Here is a 17,148-nt window from a genome sequence, read left to right on the forward strand (position 1 = left end):
CCACGGCGGCTGCTCACCCCTCCTCACGTTCAGACGAAACGACCCTCACGTCCAGTCGGTTACGCCCAACATCATTAAGTTAGGACCTCTTAACGCCTCCGGTAGAGGCGGGGCCCCCTCTTAACGCCGGCGCCGCGCGCCGCGCCGGGCGGTCAGCGGCGGGCGAGGGTGAGGACGGCGGTCAGCGAGAGCGCGGCGGCGCCGGCCAGCACGGCGGCCATCGGTAGCGCGCTGCCCTCGCCGCCGAGGCCGACGAGCGGCGCGGCGAGCGCGCCGACCACCGACTGGATGCCGCCCATCAGCGCGGCGGCGGTGCCGGCGTGCCGGGCGTGCGCGTCAAGCGCCAGCGCGGTGCTGTTCGGCATCACCATGCCCAGCGAGCCGACGAACGCGAACAGCGCCACCGCCGTGACGGCGAGGCTGCCGGCGAGCGCGCCGGTCAGCACGCCGGCGGCGGTCACCACGCCGACCACGAGCGTGGTGACCAGCAGCCGGCGCGGGCTGAACCGGTCGAGCAGCCGGGCGTTGAGCTGCCCGGTGGCCACCAGCGCGAGCGCGTTCACGCCGAAGAGCACGCTGAACACGGCCGCCGAGACCCCGAAGACGTCCTGGAACACGAAGGACGACCCGGAGATGTACGCGAACAGCCCGGCGAACGCGAAGCCCTGGGTCAGCGCGTACCCGAGGTAGACCCGGTCGGCGGCGAGCGACCGCATGGTCCGGGCGGTGGTGGCCAGCCCGCCGGTGCTGCGGCGCTCGGCCGGCAGCGTCTCCGGCAGACGCAGCGCTACCGCGACGGCCAGCACCACCCCGATGGCGGCCAGGGTGAGGAAGACCGCCCGCCAGGAGCCGAACCGCAGCACCAGGCTGCCGACGCTCGGCGCGGCCACCGGCGCCACCCCGAAGACCAGGGTGAGCCGGGAGAAGTACTTGGCCGCGTCCCGGCCGGCGTAGAGGTCGCGGACCACCGCGCGGGCCACCACCACGCCCATGCCGCCGGCCAGGCCCTGGGCGAATCGCGCGGCGGCCAGCAGCGGGGCGGTGGGCGCCGCGGCGCAGGCCAGCGCCAGGACCGCGTACGCGACGACGCCGACCAGCACCGGGCGGCGCCGCCCCCAGCGGTCGCTGAGCGGGCCGGTGACCAGTTGGCCCAGCGCCAGGCCGACCAGGCAGGTGGTCAGCGAGAGCTGGATGCCGGCCTGGTCGGCGCCGAGTTCGCGGCTCATCGCCGGGAACGCCGGCAGGTACATGTCCAGTGAGAGCGGGCCGATCGCGGTGAGCGTGCCGAGCAGCACCAGCAGGGTCGCGCCGCTGCCGCGCGCGGCGGGTCGGTCGACGGGCGGGCGCGCGGAGGTCCGCACGGTGTGGCTCACGAGAGGTCCCCCCAGGATCGGTGTTCCGGGTTACCTTAACTCTGTAGTCAGAACTGTTGCGATGTGAAGCAGGTGACCCGGTGGCGACCGACCAGGAGATCGCGCGGTTCGGGGCGGTCCTGGGGGACCTGCACCGGCTGCTGCGCCGCCGGACCGTCGCCCGCGCCCACCGCGAGCCGTTGCCCGAGGCGCAGGTGGAGGTGCTCCTGCTGGTGCGCGCCGCGCCCGGGATCAGCGGCAAGGAGGTGGCCGCCCGTCTCGGTACCGCGCCCAACACGGTCAGCACGCTGGTGCGCGACCTCACCGACGCCGGCCTGCTGGACCGCGACCGCGACCCCGCCGACCGCCGGGTGGTGCGGCTGCGCCTCACCGGGGCCGCCCACCGGCGGATGGCCGACCACGAGGTCCACCGCGCCGCGCTGCTCACCGAGGCGCTGGCCCGTCTCGACCCGCCGGCCCGGGCCGCCGTGCTCGCCGCCGCCCCGCACCTGGACGCGCTGCTCACCGCGCTGCGCGCGCCCCTGACCGACCCGGGCGCGAAAATCGGTGGCCCCCGACCGCCCCCGGCACGATGATCACCACGTGACGTTGCACCAGGACGAGGTGCCGGCCGACGAGTCGGTGGTCCGGTCGCTGCTGGCCGAGCAGTGCCCGGACTGGGCCGCGCTGCCGTTGCGGCCCGCCGGGGCCGGCACCGACAACACCATGTACCGGCTCGGCGACGACCTGCTCGTCCGCCTGCCCCGCACCGCCGAGAAGGCCGCCTCCCTGCGCAAGGAGCAGCGGTGGCTGCCGCGCCTGGCGCCGCGGCTGTCGTACCGGGTGCCGCAGCCGAGGCACGCCGGCGCGCCGTCCGCCGCGTTTCCGCTGCCCTGGTCGGTCTACCGCTGGATCGACGGCGACGAGGTCCGGCCCGACACCGTCACCGACTGGGCCGCGCTCGGCGCCGACCTGGCCGCCGCGGTACGGGAGCTGCACGCGCTCGACCTCGGCGGCGCGACCCGCGCGGGCGAGCTGAGCGGCTACCGCGGCGGCAGCCTGCACCCGTGCGACGAGTGGATCAGCGGGGCCCTCGACGACTGCCGGCGCACCATCGCCGACGAGGTCGACGTCGACCGGCTGGAACGGCTGTGGCGCGACGGCCTCGCCCGGCCCGAGCCGCCCGGCCCCCACGTCTGGCTGCACAGCGACCTGAAGCCCACGAACCTCCTCGCCCGCGACGGCCGGCTGCACGCGGTCATCGACTTCGGCGGCCTGACCGTCGGGCACCCCGACGCGGAACACGCCCCGACCTGGGACCTGCCGCCCGAGGCCCGGCACGCCTACCGGGCGGCGCTCGGCGTGGACGACGAGACCTGGGCGCGGGCCCGGGCCTGGGCGATCGCCGCGGCGGCCGGCGGCGTCTCGTACTACTGGCACACCTTCCCGGCGTTCGTCGCCGAGTGCCGCGCCCGGCTGCGGTCGATCGTGGCCGACGCCGACTGAGCCGGCCGGCCGCTCACGCCGTGCCGTCCAGCTCAGCGTAGCCCCGGCGGGCCGCGATCAGGCCGGGCCGGGCGCCGAACGGCGACTCGGCGGCCACCCGCTCCGGCGGGGCGCTGCCGGAGTGACCGGCCCGGATCAGCCACGCCTGCCGCGCGAGGCGGTCGTGCTGCTCCCGGACGAACCCCACGTCGACCGGCTCGCCGTGGCCCGGCACCACCACCGTGGCCGGCGTGGTCAGCCGCAGCAGGTCGGCCACCGCGTCCGGCCACCGCAACGGGTACGACTCCTCGAACGCCGGCGGCCCGCTCTGCTCCACCAGGTCGCCGGCCACCAGCACGTCCGCGTCCGGCACGTGCACCACCAGGTCGGCGTCGGTGTGCCCGTGCCCCGGATGACGCAGCAGCACCCGCCGGCCGCCCACGTCCAGCACCGTCTCGGCGTGCACCGCGTGCGTCGGGACCCGCAGCTCGGTCCGCGTCAGTTCCTCGGCCAGCGCCGGCTGCTCGGCGCGCATCTCCTCGTACGCCGCCCGGCGCAGCTCGTCGGGGTGGTCGCGCAGCACGGCCACGGCCTGGGCCTGCGCGTACACCGGGGTCTCCGGCCCGGCCAGGGTGGCGTTGCCGAAGCAGTGGTCGAAGTGGTGGTGGGTGTTGACGATCGTCCACGGGTGCGGGGTGACCGCCCGCGCGGCGGTCGCCAGCTCCCGGGCCTGCCCGGCCGTGGAGAGCGTGTCCACCAGCAACGCGGCCCCGTCGCCCACCACCAGCACCACGTTGACGTGCAGCAGCGGCTCGCGCAGCAGGTGCACGCCGGCGGCGATCTCGGAGAAGCCGGCGGCCGTCACGCGCGTGCGGCCCGCTCGACGAAGCGCTCCCGGTCGACGAGCGCCCGCTCGACGCGCCCCTGCGCGGCCACCGCGTTCCCGTCCCTGACGGTCACCTCGAAGACCAGCCGGCGGCCGTCGACCTTCACCAGCTCGGCGTGGGCGGAGACGGCCCGCCCCACAGGTGTGGCGGTGCGGTGCTCCAGCTCGACCCGGACGCCGACGGTGGTGGCGCCGGCGGGCATCCGGGGGTCGAGCGCCGCCACCGTCGCCGCCTCGGCCAGAGCCACCACCCGGGGGGTGCCGAGCACCGGCACGTCCCCCGAGCCCAGCGCCAGGGCGGTGTCGGCGTCGGTCACGGTCAGCTCGACCCGGGCGGTCAGGCCCGGCACGAAGGGCGAGTCCGGCTGCTCCTGCATGCGGCCGAGCCTAGTGCAGCGACCGCGGAGCCGTCCGGCGTCCGGGCCGGCCCCGGGCGCCCGACGCGCCGGGCCCCGACGGTCGGCGTCGGCCCTTTCGTAGCCCGCCGTTAACCTTGACCGCGATGGCCGTGCTGACAGATCCCCCGCCCCCCGCCCCCGCCGGACCGACCGCGTCCCCCGACGGCGGACGCCATCGCGTGATCGCGATGGCCGTCTGGGGCGTCGCCTTCGTCGCCGCCTGGTTCGCCATCGGCCTGCCGACCGACCCGGCGTACGCGTTCCTGTGGATCTGGGCCGGCACCGTCGCCTGGAACTCGAACCGGCCGTGGCGCAGCCACCTGCGCTTCGCCCGGGACTGGATCCCGGTGGTGCTGCTGCTCGCGGCGTACAACCTCTCCCGCGGGTTCGCCGACAACGGCGCCACCCCGCACGCCATGGAGCTGATCGTCGCCGACCGGTTCCTGACCGGGTGGGCCACCGGCGGCGAGGTGCCGACCGTCTGGCTCCAGCAGCACCTCTACGACCCCGACCAGGTGCGCTGGTGGGACGTGCTGGTGAGCTGGATCTACTTCTCGCACTTCGTGGCGACGCTCGCCGCCGCCGCGGTGCTCTGGATGCGCAACCGGGAGCGCTGGCTCGGCTACATGGCCCGCTGGGGCTTCCTGTGCGCGGCCGGGCTGGTCACCTACTTCGTCTACCCGGCCGCGCCGCCGTGGTGGGCGGCGCAGAACGGGCTGCTCACCGAGGTGGCCCGGATCTCCACCCGGGGCTGGAAGGAGATCGGCATGCACGGCGCGGGCAACCTGCTCAACGCCGGGCAGATCGCCTCCAACCCGGTCGCCGCCATGCCGTCGCTGCACACCGCCTTCGCGCTGTTCGTGGTGCTGTTCTTCCTGCGCTCGGTGCGCAGGCGCTGGTGGCCGCTGCTGCTGGCCTACCCGCTGGCCATGACGTTCACGCTGATGTACAGCGGCGAGCACTACCTGATCGACGTGCTGGTCGGCTGGGCGTACGTCGGGATGACGTTCCTGGTGGTCGGCCTGGCCGAGCGCTGGTGGCGGGCCCGCCGCGCCTGCCGGGACGGGACGCCGGCCGCCGTGACCGGCGTCACCGCGCCCGCCGCCGGTCCGGACGCCGCACTCGCCGCCGACCCGGACGCGGTGCCCGCCGAACGCCGCTGACCGGCCCGGCCGGACGCGCGGCGGTGGTTGAGAAGGGGCCCCGCCGCTACCGGACGCGTCAAGAAGGGCCCCCTCCTTACGCGGGCCGGTCGGCGCGCCGGGCGGCCCGCGCCCGCGCGGTCAGCTCGGCGGCCAGGTTCCACGCGTCGCCCAGGTCCCGGTCGACAGCCGCCGCGCCGGCGCCGCCGGCGGTGTCGGCGTGCACCGTGGCCAGCCGCAGCCGCCGCTGCGCCGGACCCTGGGTGACCCGCACGCTCTGGATCCGGGCGTACGGCACCAGCGTCACCCGGCGGGTCAGCAGCCCGGACCGGGCCACGAAGACCCGCTCGTCGAGCCCGGCGCCGACCGCCGCCCGGCTCAGCGGGCGCAACCAGCGGGCCCGGACCGGCGGCGGCGTGCCGGGCAGCGCGTCCAGCCGGACCCCGGGCAGCACCTCCGCCACCACCATCGCGCCGGTGCCGGCGTCGCCGACCGGCAGCAGCCGGTCCGGGCGGTTCCGGTCGTCCGGCTCGCCCGCCGAATAGCCGGCCACCTCCAACCGCAGCCGCAGCCAGCCCTTCATCCGCCACAGCAGCGGCCAGGTCACGCCGACCGTCTGCACCCGGTGCAGCGGCACGGTCTGCATCCGCGTCTCCAGCAGCCCGTTGTGCACCCGCAGCGTGCCGCCGTCGGCGTCGAGCCGGAAACTCCAGTCGTCGAGCACCCGGCGGATCGGTTGCAGCACCACCCCGGCCATCGCGGTGAGCGTGCTGGCCACCGCGATGAACGACCACGAGCCCTCGGACAGGAACTGCGCCACCACGAAGGCCAGGCCGAGCGGCAGCAGGAACGCCTGCGGGGTGAGCAACTGGCTGACCAGCAGGTCATGGTTGCGCACCGCGTGCAGCCGGCGTCCGACCGGAACCGACGCCGGTGCGGCCGGCGCGCTGCCGCCGTCGGCGGGCACGGGCATGGGCGTCGGGGCGCGACCGGCCACCGCGAGCAGCCGCTGCCGCAACGCGGTCGCCTCGGCCACACCGAGGTACGCCAGCGGCGCCTCGGTCTTGCCCCCGCCGACCACCTCCAGCCGCAGCTCGGCCAGGCCGGTGAGCTGGGCCAGCAGCGGCCGGACCACCTCCACCGCCTGCAACCGCTCCAGCGGGATGGCCCGGGTGCGCCGCCACAGCAACCCCTCGTACACCCGCAGCTCGCGGCCGACCACGTGGTAGCCGGTGTTCCACCAACTGATCACCGACAGCACCGTGGCGCCCAGGACGAAGACCGCGACCAGCACGGCGAACCAGCCGAAGCCGACCCGGGACAGGGTCGACCAGGAGAGACCGGCGATCACCACGACCAACGACTTCGCGCCGTGCAGCGCCGGGCTCAACGGGTGCAGCCGCTGCCGGGGCTCCTCGCCGCCCGGCGGCCCCCACGGTTGAGCCTGCCCGGCCGCCGGCGGTCCCCAGGCTCCGGTCGGCACCGGCCCTGGCCACGGCTGAGCCGGCTGACCGGGCGGCGGCGGGTAGCCGGGCGGGGCGAGACCGGGCGGTGCGGCGTGGCCGGGGCCGTACCCCGGCGCCGGCGGCCACGGTTGTCCGTTCGTCACCGGTCCCGGGTCGGCCGTCGGGGTCGGCCGTTCCTCCGGCGGCGGCGCCCCCGGAGCGCTCACCGGGCAGCCTTCGTTCGCGACTGCGGGGCTCGCAGGACCGGCTCGCTCCTCGCGCTCACCGGGCGGGTCGTCGTTCGCGACTGCGGGGCTCGCAGGACCGGCTCGCTCCTCGCGCTCACAGGGCGGGTCGTCGTTCGCGACTGCGGGGCTCGCAGGACCGGCTCGCTCCTCGCGCTCACAGGCCCTCCGCCCGGTCCTCGCCCAGGGCGGTGAGCCGGTCGCGCAGGCGGGACGCCTCGGCCGGCCGCAGGCCGGGGACCCGGGCGTCACTGGCCGCCGCGGCGGTGTGCAACTGCACGGTGGCCAGGTCGAAGGCGCGTTCCAGCGGGCCGGCGCTCACGTCGACGAACTGCATCCGTGAGTAGGGGACGATGGAGAGCCGCCGCACCAGCAGGCCGTGGCGCACCAGCAGGTCGTCGTCGCGCTCCGCGTACCCCCAGGCGCGGACCGCGCGCACGATGGTGATCGTCCGCCAGGCGGACAGCAGCAGCGCCGCGCCGACGGCGGCCCCGAGCAGCCAGTGCCCGGAGAGCGCCCACGCCGCGCCGAGCACCACCAGCGCGACGGCGAGCCCGATGCCGAGCCGGATCAGCTCCACCCAGATCAGGTCGCGCGAGATCGGCTGCCAGCGGACCGTGTCCGGCCAGGGCTCCAGCGGGCCGGGCGGGGTGACCGGTCGGCCGGCGAGGTCGTCGCCGGTCACCGGGTGGCACCGCCGGGTCCGCCGGTGGCGTGGGGCCTGATCGTCTGCTCGCTCACGATCCGAGCGTAGGCGATCCGGGCAGCGGCACCACCTCGCGCAGGAAGCCGCGTGCGTCGAGGAAGTCGCCGAGTGACGCCCGGTGCTCCGGGCAGGCCAGCCACGTCTTGCGCCGCTCCGGCGGGTGCAGGCGGGGGTTCTGCCAACGCAACTGGAACCGCGCGGGGGCACGACACCCCCGCGCCGAGCAGATCGGCGCTTCGTCGGGGCTGGGAGTGGTCACCGGGGCGAGTCTAGGCCGCACGCCGGAAGTTATAGCGCCGGGCGGCCACGGGGGGAGCCGCCCGGCGACGGGGTGAATCGTACACGCGCCGGACCCCCAGTTGTCCACCCGTGTTCAGCGTTTTCCGGGGACCGGCCGGGACGCGCCGGAAAATCGTGCCTCTCCCACCGTCGGCTCTCAGCAAGGCATGACAGTCTTGACACGCACCACGACGCGACGACGACCCAGCTGTGGAGGACCGGTGGCCCAGCCGACCACGCCCGACGTGCCGAACCCGACCGAGGCGCCACCGGACGCGCCGCCGCCGGCGACCACCACCCCGGCGCAGGACGCCACGTTGCTGGAGCGGGCGCTGTTCGAGATCAAGCGGGTGATCGTCGGTCAGGACCGGATGGTCGAGCGGATGTTCGTCGCGCTGCTGGCCCGGGGGCACTGCCTGCTGGAAGGCGTGCCCGGCGTCGCCAAGACGCTCGCCGTCGAGACGCTGGCGCGGGTCGTCGGCGGCTCCTTCGCCCGGGTGCAGTTCACCCCGGACCTGGTGCCGGCGGACATCATGGGCACCCGGATCTACCGGCAGTCAAGCGAGAAGTTCGACGTCGAGCTGGGCCCGGTGTTCGTCAACTTCCTGCTCGCCGACGAGATCAACCGCGCGCCCGCCAAGGTGCAGTCGGCGCTGCTCGAGGTGATGAGCGAGCGGCAGGTCTCCATCGGCGGGGAGACGCACCGGGTGCCGGACCCGTTCCTGGTGATGGCCACCCAGAACCCGATCGAGCAGGAGGGTGTCTATCCGCTGCCCGAGGCGCAGCGGGACCGGTTCCTGATGAAGATCGTGGTGGGCTACCCGACCGACGCCGAGGAACGCGAGATCGTCTACCGGATGGGCGTGGCGCCGCCCGAGCCGGCGCCGGTGTTCGACACCCCCGACCTGATCGCCCTCCAGCGCAAGGCCGACCAGGTCTTCGTGCACAACGCGCTCGTCGACTACGCGGTCCGGCTGGTGCTCGCCACCCGCGCCCCGGCCGAGCACGGCATGCCCGACGTCGCCCAGCTCATCCAGTACGGCGCCAGCCCGCGCGCCTCGCTCGGCCTGGTCCGGGCCACCCGAGCGCTGGCGCTGCTGCGCGGCCGCGACTACGCGCTGCCGCAGGACGTGCAGGACATCGCGCCGGACATCCTGCGGCACCGGCTGGTGCTCAGCTATGACGCGCTCGCCGACGACGTGCCGGCCGACCACATCGTGCACCGGGTGATGTCGACAATCCCGCTGCCCGCCGTCGCGCCCCGCCAACAGGCCACGCCACCGCCGCCGGCGGTCGGAGGACACGGGTGGCCCGGGCAGCGGCCGTGACCCCGCCCACCCGCCTGCCGGCGACCGGCGACCGCTCCGGCGCGGTGCTGGCCCGGCTGCAGCTCATGGTCACCCGGAAGCTGGACGGGCTGTTGCAGGGCGACTACGCCGGCCTGCTGCCCGGCCCGGGCAGCGAGGCGGGGGAGTCCCGGGAATACCGCCCCGGCGACGACGTGCGCCGGATGGACTGGCCGGTGACCGCCCGCACCACCATGCCGCACGTACGGCGTACGGTGGCCGACCGCGAGTTGGAGACGTGGCTGGCGGTCGACCTGTCGGCCAGCCTGGACTTCGGCACCGGGCGCTGGCTCAAGCGCGACGTGGCGGTCGCCGCCGTGGCCGCGCTGGCCCACCTCACCGTGCGGGGCGGCAACCGGATCGGCGCGGTGGTCGGCACCGGGGCGCCGACGCCGCCCGGCCGGTGGCGGGGCGGCTCCCCGCCCGCAGGGCCGGGCTCGCTGCACCGGCTGCCCGCGCGGGCCGGCCGGAAGGAGGCGCAGGGCCTGCTGCGGGCGGTCGCGGGCACCGACATCCAGCCCGGCCGCAGCGACCTGGGCGCGCTCGTCGACATGCTCAACCGGCCGCCGCGCCGACGTGGCGTCGCGGTGGTCATCTCCGACTTCCTGTCGCCGCCTGCGCAGTGGGGCCGGCCGCTGCGGAAGCTGCGGGTCCGCCACGACGTGCTGGCCGTCGAGGTGGTCGACCCGCGTGAACTGGAACTGCCCGACGTGGGCGTGCTGCCGGTGGTCGACCCGGAGACCGGCGAGCTGCACGAGGTGCAGACCGCCGATCCCGGGCTCCGCCGCCGGTACGCCGAGGCGGCGGCCGCCCAACGCCAGGCGATCGCCGCCGAGCTGCGCACCGCAGGCGCGGCCCACCTGCGCCTGCGTACCGACCGAGACTGGCTGCTGGACATGGTGCGTTTCGTGGCCGCGCAGCGGCACGCCCGTACCCGAGGGACGACCCGATGATCCGTTTTCTGCAACCGTGGTGGCTGCTGGCCGTGCTGCCGGTGCTCGCCCTCGCCGCCGCGTACGTCTGGCGGCAACTGCACCGCCGGCAGTACGCCCTGCGCTTCACCAACGTCGACCTGCTGCGTACGGTCGCGCCCAAGGGCCTCGGCTGGCGTCGGCACGCGGCGGCGACCGCGTTCCTGCTCTGCCTGCTGGTGCTGGCCACCGGGCTGGCCCGGCCGGCGATCGACACCCGCGAGCCGCTGGAACGGGCCACCGTGATGCTCGCCATCGACGTGTCGCTGTCCATGCAGGCCGACGACGTGGCGCCGAACCGGTTGGAGGCGGCGCAGGAGGCCGCCAAGCAGTTCGTCGGCGAGCTGCCGGAGAGCTACAACCTGGGGCTCGTTTCGTTCGCCAAGTCGGCGAACGTGCTGGTGGCGCCGACCAAGGACCGGGGCGCGGTGACCGCCGCCATCGACGGGCTGGTGCTGGCCGAGGCGACCGCCACCGGCGAGGCGGTGTTCACCTGCCTGGAGGCGATCCGGTCGGTGCCTGCGGACGGCGCCGCCGGCATCCCGCCGGCCCGCATCGTGCTGCTCTCCGACGGCTACCGCACGTCGGGCCGCTCGGTGGAGGAGGCCGCCGCGGCGGCGCAGGCGGCGAACGTGCCGGTCTCCACCATCGCGTTCGGCACCGACTCGGGCCAGGTGGACATCGGGGGCCAGCTCCAGCGGGTGCCGGTGGACCGCACCGCGTTGTCGCAGCTCGCGGAGACCACCCAGGGCTTCTTCTACGAGGCCGCCTCGGTGAGCGAGCTGAAGCAGGTCTACCAGGACATGGGCAGCTCGATCGGCTACCGCACGGAGCCGCGTGAGATCACCCAGTGGTACGCGGGGATCGCGCTGCTCCTGGCGCTCTGCGCCGGCGGCCTGAGCCTGCTCTGGACGTCGCGGCTGGTCTGAGCCGGACCGGGCCGGCGGGAGTCAGTGACCCCCGCCGGCCAGGACGAAGAGGACCGCCACCCAGACGGCGGCGAGGGTGAAGCCAAGCGGTGCGGCGTAACGGCTCATGGTTGTGCTCCGTGGCGAGGCGTCGGCCCGGTGACGTGGGCCGCGAGGGGGACCAGGAAAGACGCACACGAAGTCGTGACCGGGTGCTCCGCCGCGCGGCAGGGCCACCCCCGGCGATGCCGGCCGGGGAGTGGATGCGGTGCGGAGGGCGGGAAGCGGGTCAGCCGCGTCGACCGAGCCGTGGCTCAGCGGGGCTGACGGTGGGCCCGGCCACGACTGGGAGGATCGCTATCTCGCACAGCGATCACCTCCTGCGGTCGGCGGGGCCCGGAACGCGGGCGCAGACCGGCCCGCAGACAGTGATCAGCGTACACCGGCAGTGCGCGGACCGCGCGGCCGGGCCGGGTGTCCGGCGCGGGGCCGGCGGCCGGACCGGTCCGGGCGGTGGCGTGCGTGGTCGGTGCCCGGCGGTGAGCTGGGCGGGTTAGCGCTTACCTGCCGGTAACCCCTAGGCTCCGACCGACCGGGAGATCAGTTGAGCAGAGGGGGACCCGTGGCCCGTACCGTGCTGGTGACCGGCGGAAACCGGGGAATCGGGCTGGCCATCGCGCAGGCCTTCGCCAAGCAGGGCGACCGGGTGGCGGTGACGCACCGCAGCGGCGAGGCCCCCGAGGGGCTGTTCGGGGTGCGCTGCGACGTGACCGACGCCGAGTCGGTGGACGCCGCGTTCGCCGCCGTCGAGGCCGAGCTGGGCCCGGTCGAGGTGCTTGTCGCCAACGCCGGCATCACCGACGACACGCTGATCATGCGGATGTCCGACGAGCAGTTCACCCGGGTGGTCGACACCAACCTGGCCGGTTCGTTCCGGGTGGCCAAGCGCGCCTCGACCAAGATGCTCCGGGCGAAGTGGGGCCGGATGATCTTCATCTCCTCGGTGGTCGGCCTCTACGGCGGCCCGGGTCAGGTCAACTACGCCGCGAGCAAGGCCGGCCTGGTCGGCGTGGCCCGCTCGATCACCCGCGAGCTGGGCGGTCGCAACATCACCGCGAACGTGGTGGCGCCCGGGTTCATCGACACCGACATGACGGCGGCGCTGCCCGAGGAGCGCCGCACCGAATACCGCAAGGCCATCCCGGCCGGCCGGTTCGCCGAGCCGGAGGAGGTGGCCGGCGTGGTCACCTGGCTCGCCTCGGACGCGGCCGGCTACATCTCCGGCGCCGTCATCCCGGTCGACGGCGGCCTCGGCATGGGTCACTGAGAGAGCACGGAGGAACTGCGCAATGTCCGGACTCCTGGCCGGTAAGCGGCTGCTGGTCACCGGTGTCATCACCGAGGCCTCCATCGCGTTCTCCGTGGCGAAACTCGCCCAGGAGAACGGCGCCCAGGTCGTGCTCACCGGCTACGGCCGCCTCTCCCTGGTGGAGCGGATCGCCAAGCGGCTGCCCGAGCCGGCGCCGGTGATCGAGGTGGACGTCACCAACGACGAGCACCTGGCCGGCCTGGCCGACCGGGTACGCGAGCACGTCGACGGCCTGGACGGGGTGGTGCACTCGATCGGCTTCGCCCCGCAGAGCTGCCTCGGCGGCGGCTTCCTGGACGCGCCGTGGGCGGACGTGGCCACCGCGCTGCAGGTCTCCACGTTCTCCTACAAGTCGCTCGCCATGGCGGCGCTGCCGCTGATGTCCTCCGGCGGCGCCGTGGTGGGCCTCACCTTCGACGCGACCAAGGCGTGGCCGGTCTACGACTGGATGGGCGTGGCCAAGGCCGGGCTGGAGTCCGCCTCCCGCTACCTGGCGCTGCACCTGGGCAAGCAGGGCATCCGCAGCAACCTGGTCGCGGCCGGTCCGCTGCGCACCATCGCGGCCAAGTCGATCCCCGGCTTCGACCAGTTCGAGGAGGCATGGACCGAGCGGGCGCCGCTGGGCTGGAACCTCACCGACTCCGAGCCGGCCGCGCGGGCCTGCCTGGCGCTGCTGTCCGACTGGTTCCCGGCCACCACCGGCGAGATCGTCCACGTCGACGGCGGCTACCACGCCCTCGGCGCCTGAGGTGTTAGGAGGGGCCCCTTCTTATGCAGAATGCGTTAAGAAGGGGCCCCTCCTTTCATCTGGCGGCGGGGCGTTACCGCCGTGAGCCGGGGGCGTCGCACGAACGTCACGGCGGGCGGGGAAGAATAGGGCCATGGCGTACGACGCGTTGGTGCTGGTCTCCTTCGGTGGCCCGGAGCGGCCCGAGGACGTTCTTCCCTTCCTGCAGAACGTGACCCGGGGGCGTGGGGTGCCGCCGGAGCGGCTGGCCGAGGTCGCCGAGCACTACCTGCACTTCGGCGGCGTGTCCCCGATCAACGAGCAGTGCCGCGACCTGCTGGCGGCGATCCGGGCCGACTTCGCCGCCAACGGCGTCGACCTGCCGGTCTACTGGGGCAACCGCAACTGGGACCCGATGCTCGCCGACACCGTGGCGCAGATGCGCGACGACGGGATCACCCGGGCGCTCGCGTTCGTCACCAGCGCCTACGGCGGCTACTCGTCCTGCCGGCAATACCAGGAGGACATCGCCACGGCCCGGGCCGCGGTCGGCCCGGACGCCCCGGTGATCGAGAAGCTGCGCCAGTTCTGGGACCACCCCGGTTTCGTCGAGCCGCACGCCGACGCGGTGCGTGCCGCGCTGGCCCAGCTCGACCCGGCGAAGCGGGACAGCACCCGGCTGGTGTTCACCGCCCACTCGATCCCGGTCTCCGCCGCCGCCACCGCCGGCCCGCACGGCGGTCGCTACACCGCGCAGCTCGAGGAGACCGCCCGCCTGGTGCACGCCGCGGCCGCGCCCGACCTGCCGTACGAGCTGGTCTGGCAGAGCCGGTCCGGCCCGCCGCAGGTGCCGTGGCTGGAGCCGGACGTCAACGACCACCTGACCGCCCTCGCCGAGCAGGGGGTCACCGGCGTGGTGGTCAGCCCGATCGGCTTCGTCTCCGACCACCTGGAGGTGGTCTGGGACCTCGACACCGAGGCCCTGGAGACGGCGAAGCAGCTCGGCCTGGACTTCGTCCGCGCCGGCACCCCGGGCACCGATCCGCGCTTCGTGGCCATGGTCCGGGAGCTGGTGCGGGAGCGCACCGCGGCGGACGGGGAGCGCCGCCGCCTCGGCGAGCTGCCGGCGTGGGACACCTGCCCGGCGCTGTGCTGCGTACCCTCGGCCCGCCGGCCCTGAGCCCGACCGACCACCGACACCCTGGGGACGACACGATGCATGACCGCAAGCCGGTGCAGAGCTGGCTCACCGACATGGACGGCGTGCTGGTGCACGAGGGCCAGCCGGTGCCCGGCGCCCCCGAGTTCGTCAAGAAGCTGCGCGCCTCCGGCAAGCCGTTCCTGGTGCTGACCAACAACTCCATCTACACGCCGCGCGACCTGCAGGCCCGCCTGGCCCGGATGGGGCTGGACGTGCCGGAGGAGGCGATCTGGTCGTCCGCGCTGGCCACCGCCCAGTTCCTGGCCGACCAGCGGCCGGGCGGGACCGCGTACGTCATCGGTGAGGCCGGCCTGACCACGGCCCTGCACGCGGTGGGATACGTGCTCAGCGACTTCGCCCCGGACTACGTGGTGCTCGGGGAGACCCGCACCTACAGCTTCGAGGCGATCACCAAGGCGATCCGGCTGATCGACGACGGGGCCCGGTTCATCTGCACCAACCCGGACGCCACCGGCCCCTCGGTCGAGGGCGCGCTGCCGGCGGCCGGCTCGGTGGCCGCGATGATCTCCAAGGCGACCGGGGTGGAGCCCTACTTCGTCGGCAAGCCCAACCCGATGATGATGCGTTCCGCGTTGAACACCATCGACGCCCACTCGGAGTCCACCGCGATGATCGGCGACCGGATGGACACCGACATCCTGTGCGGGCTGGAGGCCGGGCTGGAGACGATCCTGGTGCTCACCGGCATCAGCAGTCGGTCCGAGGCCGAGCGCTACCCGTACCGTCCGTCCCGGATCGTCGACTCGGTGGCCGACCTGATCGACGAGGTCTGAGCCGGTCGGTCTACAGCCGCAGCGGGGCGTTGCAGGCGGCCACCAGGGCCTGCCGGCAGGCGGTGGTCAGCGGTCGCAACGCCGCGTCGCGCTGCTGCGCCTCGTGGGTGTTCACCGCGCCGCCCGGCGCGCTCTCCCCGGCCAGGGCGAGCACCCGGTCCAGCACGGCCGCCCGGGCGAACAGCCGGCGCGACCGCGGGTCGAAGCCGGGCGGCAGGTCGGTGCCGCCGTCGGGGCGGCGCAGCGCGGCGAGCGCGCCGGCCAGCTCCGGTCGCCACTGGGCCACGTCCAGCCGGGTCAGCGCCGCGGTCGTCTCGGCGAGCGCGGCGGCCAGTTCGGCCTCGGCCTCCGCCGCGCCGGGCGTGATCAGCGACGCCTTCGGCGCGTCCGGCGGCAGCGGGTGCACCCGCCACAGCACGGTTTCCCAGGTCGTCCCGGAGCCGGAGGTGTGCGTGCGGACCTCGGGCACCAGCCCGAGCCCGCTGGCCACCACCGCCTCGCCGGCGAGCAGCGCGGCGCCGGCGAACGCGCCGGGGCCGGGTAGCCCGCGCGGGTCGCCGGGCGCGGGCAGCACCAGGCGGATCTCGTCCGGGGAGTGCTTGGCCAGGCTGGGCAGCGCCTCCCGCAGGGACACGTCGGTCCAGGTGCCGGGGGCGTCGGCGACGAGGTGCTCCTCGTCGCCGGCGATGGCGTCGGCGACCTCGTCGAACGGCACGAGCCCGGCGCGCCAGGCGCGCACCCAGGCGACGAACCGGCTCGACCGGCGCGGGGCCAGCGTGGCCGCGCCCGTTGCGGGGGAGGACATGCGGAAAGGGTACGTGGTGGCCGCCGCCGCTGTCTCGGCTGCCGCACCGGTGGCGTGGCCTGCCCCGAACTACCCCCTTCGCACCGGTTCGTGCCGGAGGGTGGGGAGCCACCCGGCGCGTCGGCGGGCGACACGCCGGCCGCTGTGGTTAGCGTGATCGGCATGGCAGGGCGATACGACGGGGACGTGCTGGCGGGCGACTGGCGACGGCGGAAGGTGACCCCCGAGGTCGACGCCGAGCCCGACCTGGTGGTCGAGGACGCCGACTCCGGGTTCTGCGGCGCGGTGGTCGGGTTCGACTCCGGCGCGGTGGTGCTGGAGGACCGGCACGGGCGCCGGCGCAACTTCCCGCTGCTGCCCGCCGCGTTCCTGCTCGACGGCAGCCCGGTCACGCTGCGCCGCCCGGCCCGCGCCCCGGTTCCCGCCGCCCGGCGGCGCACCGCCTCCGGCTCGATCGCGGTGGACGACGTACGGGCGCAGGTGGCGAAGGCCAGCCGGATCTGGGTGGAGGGCGTGCACGACGCCGCGCTCGTCGAGCGGATCTGGGGCGACGACCTGCGGATCGAGGGCGTGGTGGTGGAGCCGCTCGACGGCATCGACGAACTGGCCGCCGAGGTGCGCGCGTTCGCCCCCGGCCCACAGCGGCGGCTCGGCGTGCTCGTCGACCACCTCGTCCCCGGCTCCAAGGAGAGCCGGATCGTGGCCCGGGTGACCTCGCCGCACGTGCTGGTCACCGGGCACCCCTATGTGGACGTGTGGCAGGCGGTACGCCCGGCGGCGCTGGGCATCGCGGCCTGGCCGGTGGTGCCGCCCGGGCGACCCTGGAAGGAGGGCGTCTGCGCGGCGCTCGGGGTCGCCGAGCCGGCGGACATGTGGCGGCACATCCTGTCCCGGGTGGACAGTTTCGCCGACGTGGAGACGCCGTTGATCAACGCGATGGAGCGGTTGATCGATTTCGTCACCTCGCCTTAGTGGTCGCGGTCGAGGGCCGGGGGCGACCGCGCCCCGGGCCGGGCGGGGCGGGGTTTTCCCGGGGGCGGGGGCGGGCGCCCCCGGCCCCGGGGGGGGGCGGGGGCGCGGCGCGGGGGC

At 75.0% G+C, this 17,148-nt stretch carries 18 protein-coding genes; 11 read left to right on the forward strand and 7 right to left on the reverse strand.

All coding sequences use genetic code 11. The features are described from left to right. Positions 1-152: 152 nt before the first annotated feature. Positions 153-1,361 carry a multidrug effflux MFS transporter gene (locus ACIA5A_RS30165; protein WP_396768085.1) on the reverse strand — a complete coding sequence of 403 codons (1,209 nt, stop codon included), beginning with the start codon at positions 1,359-1,361 and terminating at the stop codon, positions 153-155. A 92-nt stretch (positions 1,362-1,453) separates the two neighbouring features. Between ACIA5A_RS30165 and ACIA5A_RS30170 the strand changes: the two genes are divergently transcribed. Both ACIA5A_RS30170 and ACIA5A_RS30175 read left to right on the forward strand, forming a co-directional pair. Next, the gene (locus tag ACIA5A_RS30170; RefSeq protein WP_396768053.1) at positions 1,454-1,948 is read left to right on the forward strand and encodes a MarR family winged helix-turn-helix transcriptional regulator; all 495 of its coding nucleotides are present in this window, start codon (positions 1,454-1,456) and stop codon (positions 1,946-1,948) included. 7 nt (positions 1,949-1,955) lie between these two features. Then, positions 1,956-2,858, forward strand: coding sequence for an aminoglycoside phosphotransferase family protein (locus ACIA5A_RS30175; protein WP_396768055.1), 903 nt, complete (start codon positions 1,956-1,958; stop codon positions 2,856-2,858). A 13-nt stretch (positions 2,859-2,871) separates the two neighbouring features. Here the strand turns inward: ACIA5A_RS30175 and ACIA5A_RS30180 are convergent, their stop codons facing one another. Continuing rightward, positions 2,872-3,702 carry an MBL fold metallo-hydrolase gene (locus tag ACIA5A_RS30180; RefSeq protein WP_396768057.1) on the reverse strand — a complete coding sequence of 277 codons (831 nt, stop codon included), beginning with the start codon at positions 3,700-3,702 and terminating at the stop codon, positions 2,872-2,874. Further along, the gene (locus ACIA5A_RS30185; protein WP_396768059.1) at positions 3,699-4,100 is read right to left on the reverse strand and encodes a thioesterase family protein; all 402 of its coding nucleotides are present in this window, start codon (positions 4,098-4,100) and stop codon (positions 3,699-3,701) included. The genes ACIA5A_RS30180 and ACIA5A_RS30185 overlap by 4 nt, the downstream gene beginning before the upstream one ends. A 125-nt stretch (positions 4,101-4,225) precedes the next feature. Here ACIA5A_RS30185 and ACIA5A_RS30190 point away from each other — a divergent pair, with 125 nt between their 5' ends. Next, complete coding sequence (locus tag ACIA5A_RS30190; protein WP_396768061.1) at positions 4,226-5,284, forward strand: phosphatase PAP2 family protein; 1,059 nt, start codon at positions 4,226-4,228, stop codon at positions 5,282-5,284. Positions 5,285-5,360: 76 nt separating this feature from the next. On the opposite strand, the gene ACIA5A_RS30195 is transcribed toward ACIA5A_RS30190, so the two are convergent. The 3 genes from ACIA5A_RS30195 to ACIA5A_RS30205 all read right to left on the reverse strand — a co-directional run bounded on the left by ACIA5A_RS30195 (position 5,361) and on the right by ACIA5A_RS30205 (position 7,918). Then, entirely contained in the window at positions 5,361-6,935 is a 1,575-nt protein-coding gene (locus ACIA5A_RS30195) for a PH domain-containing protein (RefSeq protein WP_396768063.1), read from the reverse strand. 175 nt (positions 6,936-7,110) lie between these two features. Beyond that, complete coding sequence (locus tag ACIA5A_RS30200) at positions 7,111-7,638, reverse strand: PH domain-containing protein (protein WP_396768065.1); 528 nt, start codon at positions 7,636-7,638, stop codon at positions 7,111-7,113. A 52-nt stretch (positions 7,639-7,690) separates the two neighbouring features. Beyond that, the gene (locus ACIA5A_RS30205) at positions 7,691-7,918 is read right to left on the reverse strand and encodes a hypothetical protein (RefSeq protein WP_396768067.1); all 228 of its coding nucleotides are present in this window, start codon (positions 7,916-7,918) and stop codon (positions 7,691-7,693) included. A 241-nt stretch (positions 7,919-8,159) separates the two neighbouring features. Between ACIA5A_RS30205 and ACIA5A_RS30210 the strand changes: the two genes are divergently transcribed. From ACIA5A_RS30210 to ACIA5A_RS30240, 7 genes are all read left to right on the forward strand, one after another. Further along, complete coding sequence (locus ACIA5A_RS30210; protein ID WP_396768069.1) at positions 8,160-9,266, forward strand: AAA family ATPase; 1,107 nt, start codon at positions 8,160-8,162, stop codon at positions 9,264-9,266. Further along, complete coding sequence (locus tag ACIA5A_RS30215) at positions 9,245-10,237, forward strand: DUF58 domain-containing protein (RefSeq protein ID WP_396768071.1); 993 nt, start codon at positions 9,245-9,247, stop codon at positions 10,235-10,237. Before ACIA5A_RS30210 ends, ACIA5A_RS30215 begins: the two co-directional genes overlap by 22 nt. After that, positions 10,234-11,184 carry a VWA domain-containing protein gene (locus ACIA5A_RS30220; RefSeq protein WP_396768073.1) on the forward strand — a complete coding sequence of 317 codons (951 nt, stop codon included), beginning with the start codon at positions 10,234-10,236 and terminating at the stop codon, positions 11,182-11,184. The genes ACIA5A_RS30215 and ACIA5A_RS30220 overlap by 4 nt, the downstream gene beginning before the upstream one ends. A gap of 601 nt (positions 11,185-11,785) precedes the next feature. Beyond that, on the forward strand, positions 11,786-12,490 hold the full coding sequence (gene fabG, locus ACIA5A_RS30225; RefSeq protein ID WP_396768075.1) for a 3-oxoacyl-ACP reductase FabG: 705 nt from the start codon (positions 11,786-11,788) through the stop codon (positions 12,488-12,490). Positions 12,491-12,512: 22 nt separating this feature from the next. After that, entirely contained in the window at positions 12,513-13,280 is a 768-nt protein-coding gene (gene fabI / locus ACIA5A_RS30230) for an enoyl-ACP reductase FabI (protein ID WP_181569321.1), read from the forward strand. A 133-nt stretch (positions 13,281-13,413) separates the two neighbouring features. Beyond that, positions 13,414-14,439 (forward strand): ferrochelatase, encoded by a 1,026-nt coding sequence (locus tag ACIA5A_RS30235; RefSeq protein ID WP_396768077.1) that lies wholly within the window; start codon positions 13,414-13,416, stop codon positions 14,437-14,439. Continuing rightward, positions 14,388-15,254 (forward strand): HAD-IIA family hydrolase, encoded by an 867-nt coding sequence (locus ACIA5A_RS30240; RefSeq protein WP_396768079.1) that lies wholly within the window; start codon positions 14,388-14,390, stop codon positions 15,252-15,254. Before ACIA5A_RS30235 ends, ACIA5A_RS30240 begins: the two co-directional genes overlap by 52 nt. A gap of 10 nt (positions 15,255-15,264) precedes the next feature. On the opposite strand, the gene ACIA5A_RS30245 is transcribed toward ACIA5A_RS30240, so the two are convergent. Then, positions 15,265-16,059, reverse strand: coding sequence for a hypothetical protein (locus tag ACIA5A_RS30245; protein ID WP_396768081.1), 795 nt, complete (start codon positions 16,057-16,059; stop codon positions 15,265-15,267). A 162-nt stretch (positions 16,060-16,221) separates the two neighbouring features. On the opposite strand from ACIA5A_RS30245, the gene ACIA5A_RS30250 reads away from it, so the two are divergent. Further along, complete coding sequence (locus tag ACIA5A_RS30250) at positions 16,222-17,031, forward strand: DUF3097 domain-containing protein (protein ID WP_396768083.1); 810 nt, start codon at positions 16,222-16,224, stop codon at positions 17,029-17,031. Positions 17,032-17,148: the final 117 nt, after the last annotated feature.

This window comes from Micromonospora sp. NPDC051300 (assembly GCF_044455315.1).
Lineage (GTDB): Bacteria > Actinomycetota > Actinomycetes > Mycobacteriales > Micromonosporaceae > Micromonospora > Micromonospora robiginosa.

What these genes read in the sequence shown, in the direction of transcription:
- ACIA5A_RS30185 (WP_396768059.1), bottom strand. Translation starts at nt 4,100, where the DNA reads ATGCAGGAGCAGCCGGACTCGCCCTTCGTGCCGGGCCTGACCGCCCGG.
- ACIA5A_RS30220 (WP_396768073.1), top strand. Translation starts at nt 10,234, where the DNA reads ATGATCCGTTTTCTGCAACCGTGGTGGCTGCTGGCCGTGCTGCCGGTG.
- ACIA5A_RS30190 (WP_396768061.1), top strand. Translation starts at nt 4,226, where the DNA reads ATGGCCGTGCTGACAGATCCCCCGCCCCCCGCCCCCGCCGGACCGACC.
- ACIA5A_RS30250 (WP_396768083.1), top strand. Translation starts at nt 16,222, where the DNA reads ATGGCAGGGCGATACGACGGGGACGTGCTGGCGGGCGACTGGCGACGG.
- fabI (WP_181569321.1), top strand. Translation starts at nt 12,513, where the DNA reads ATGTCCGGACTCCTGGCCGGTAAGCGGCTGCTGGTCACCGGTGTCATC.
- ACIA5A_RS30245 (WP_396768081.1), bottom strand. Translation starts at nt 16,059, where the DNA reads ATGTCCTCCCCCGCAACGGGCGCGGCCACGCTGGCCCCGCGCCGGTCG.
- ACIA5A_RS30235 (WP_396768077.1), top strand. Translation starts at nt 13,414, where the DNA reads ATGGCGTACGACGCGTTGGTGCTGGTCTCCTTCGGTGGCCCGGAGCGG.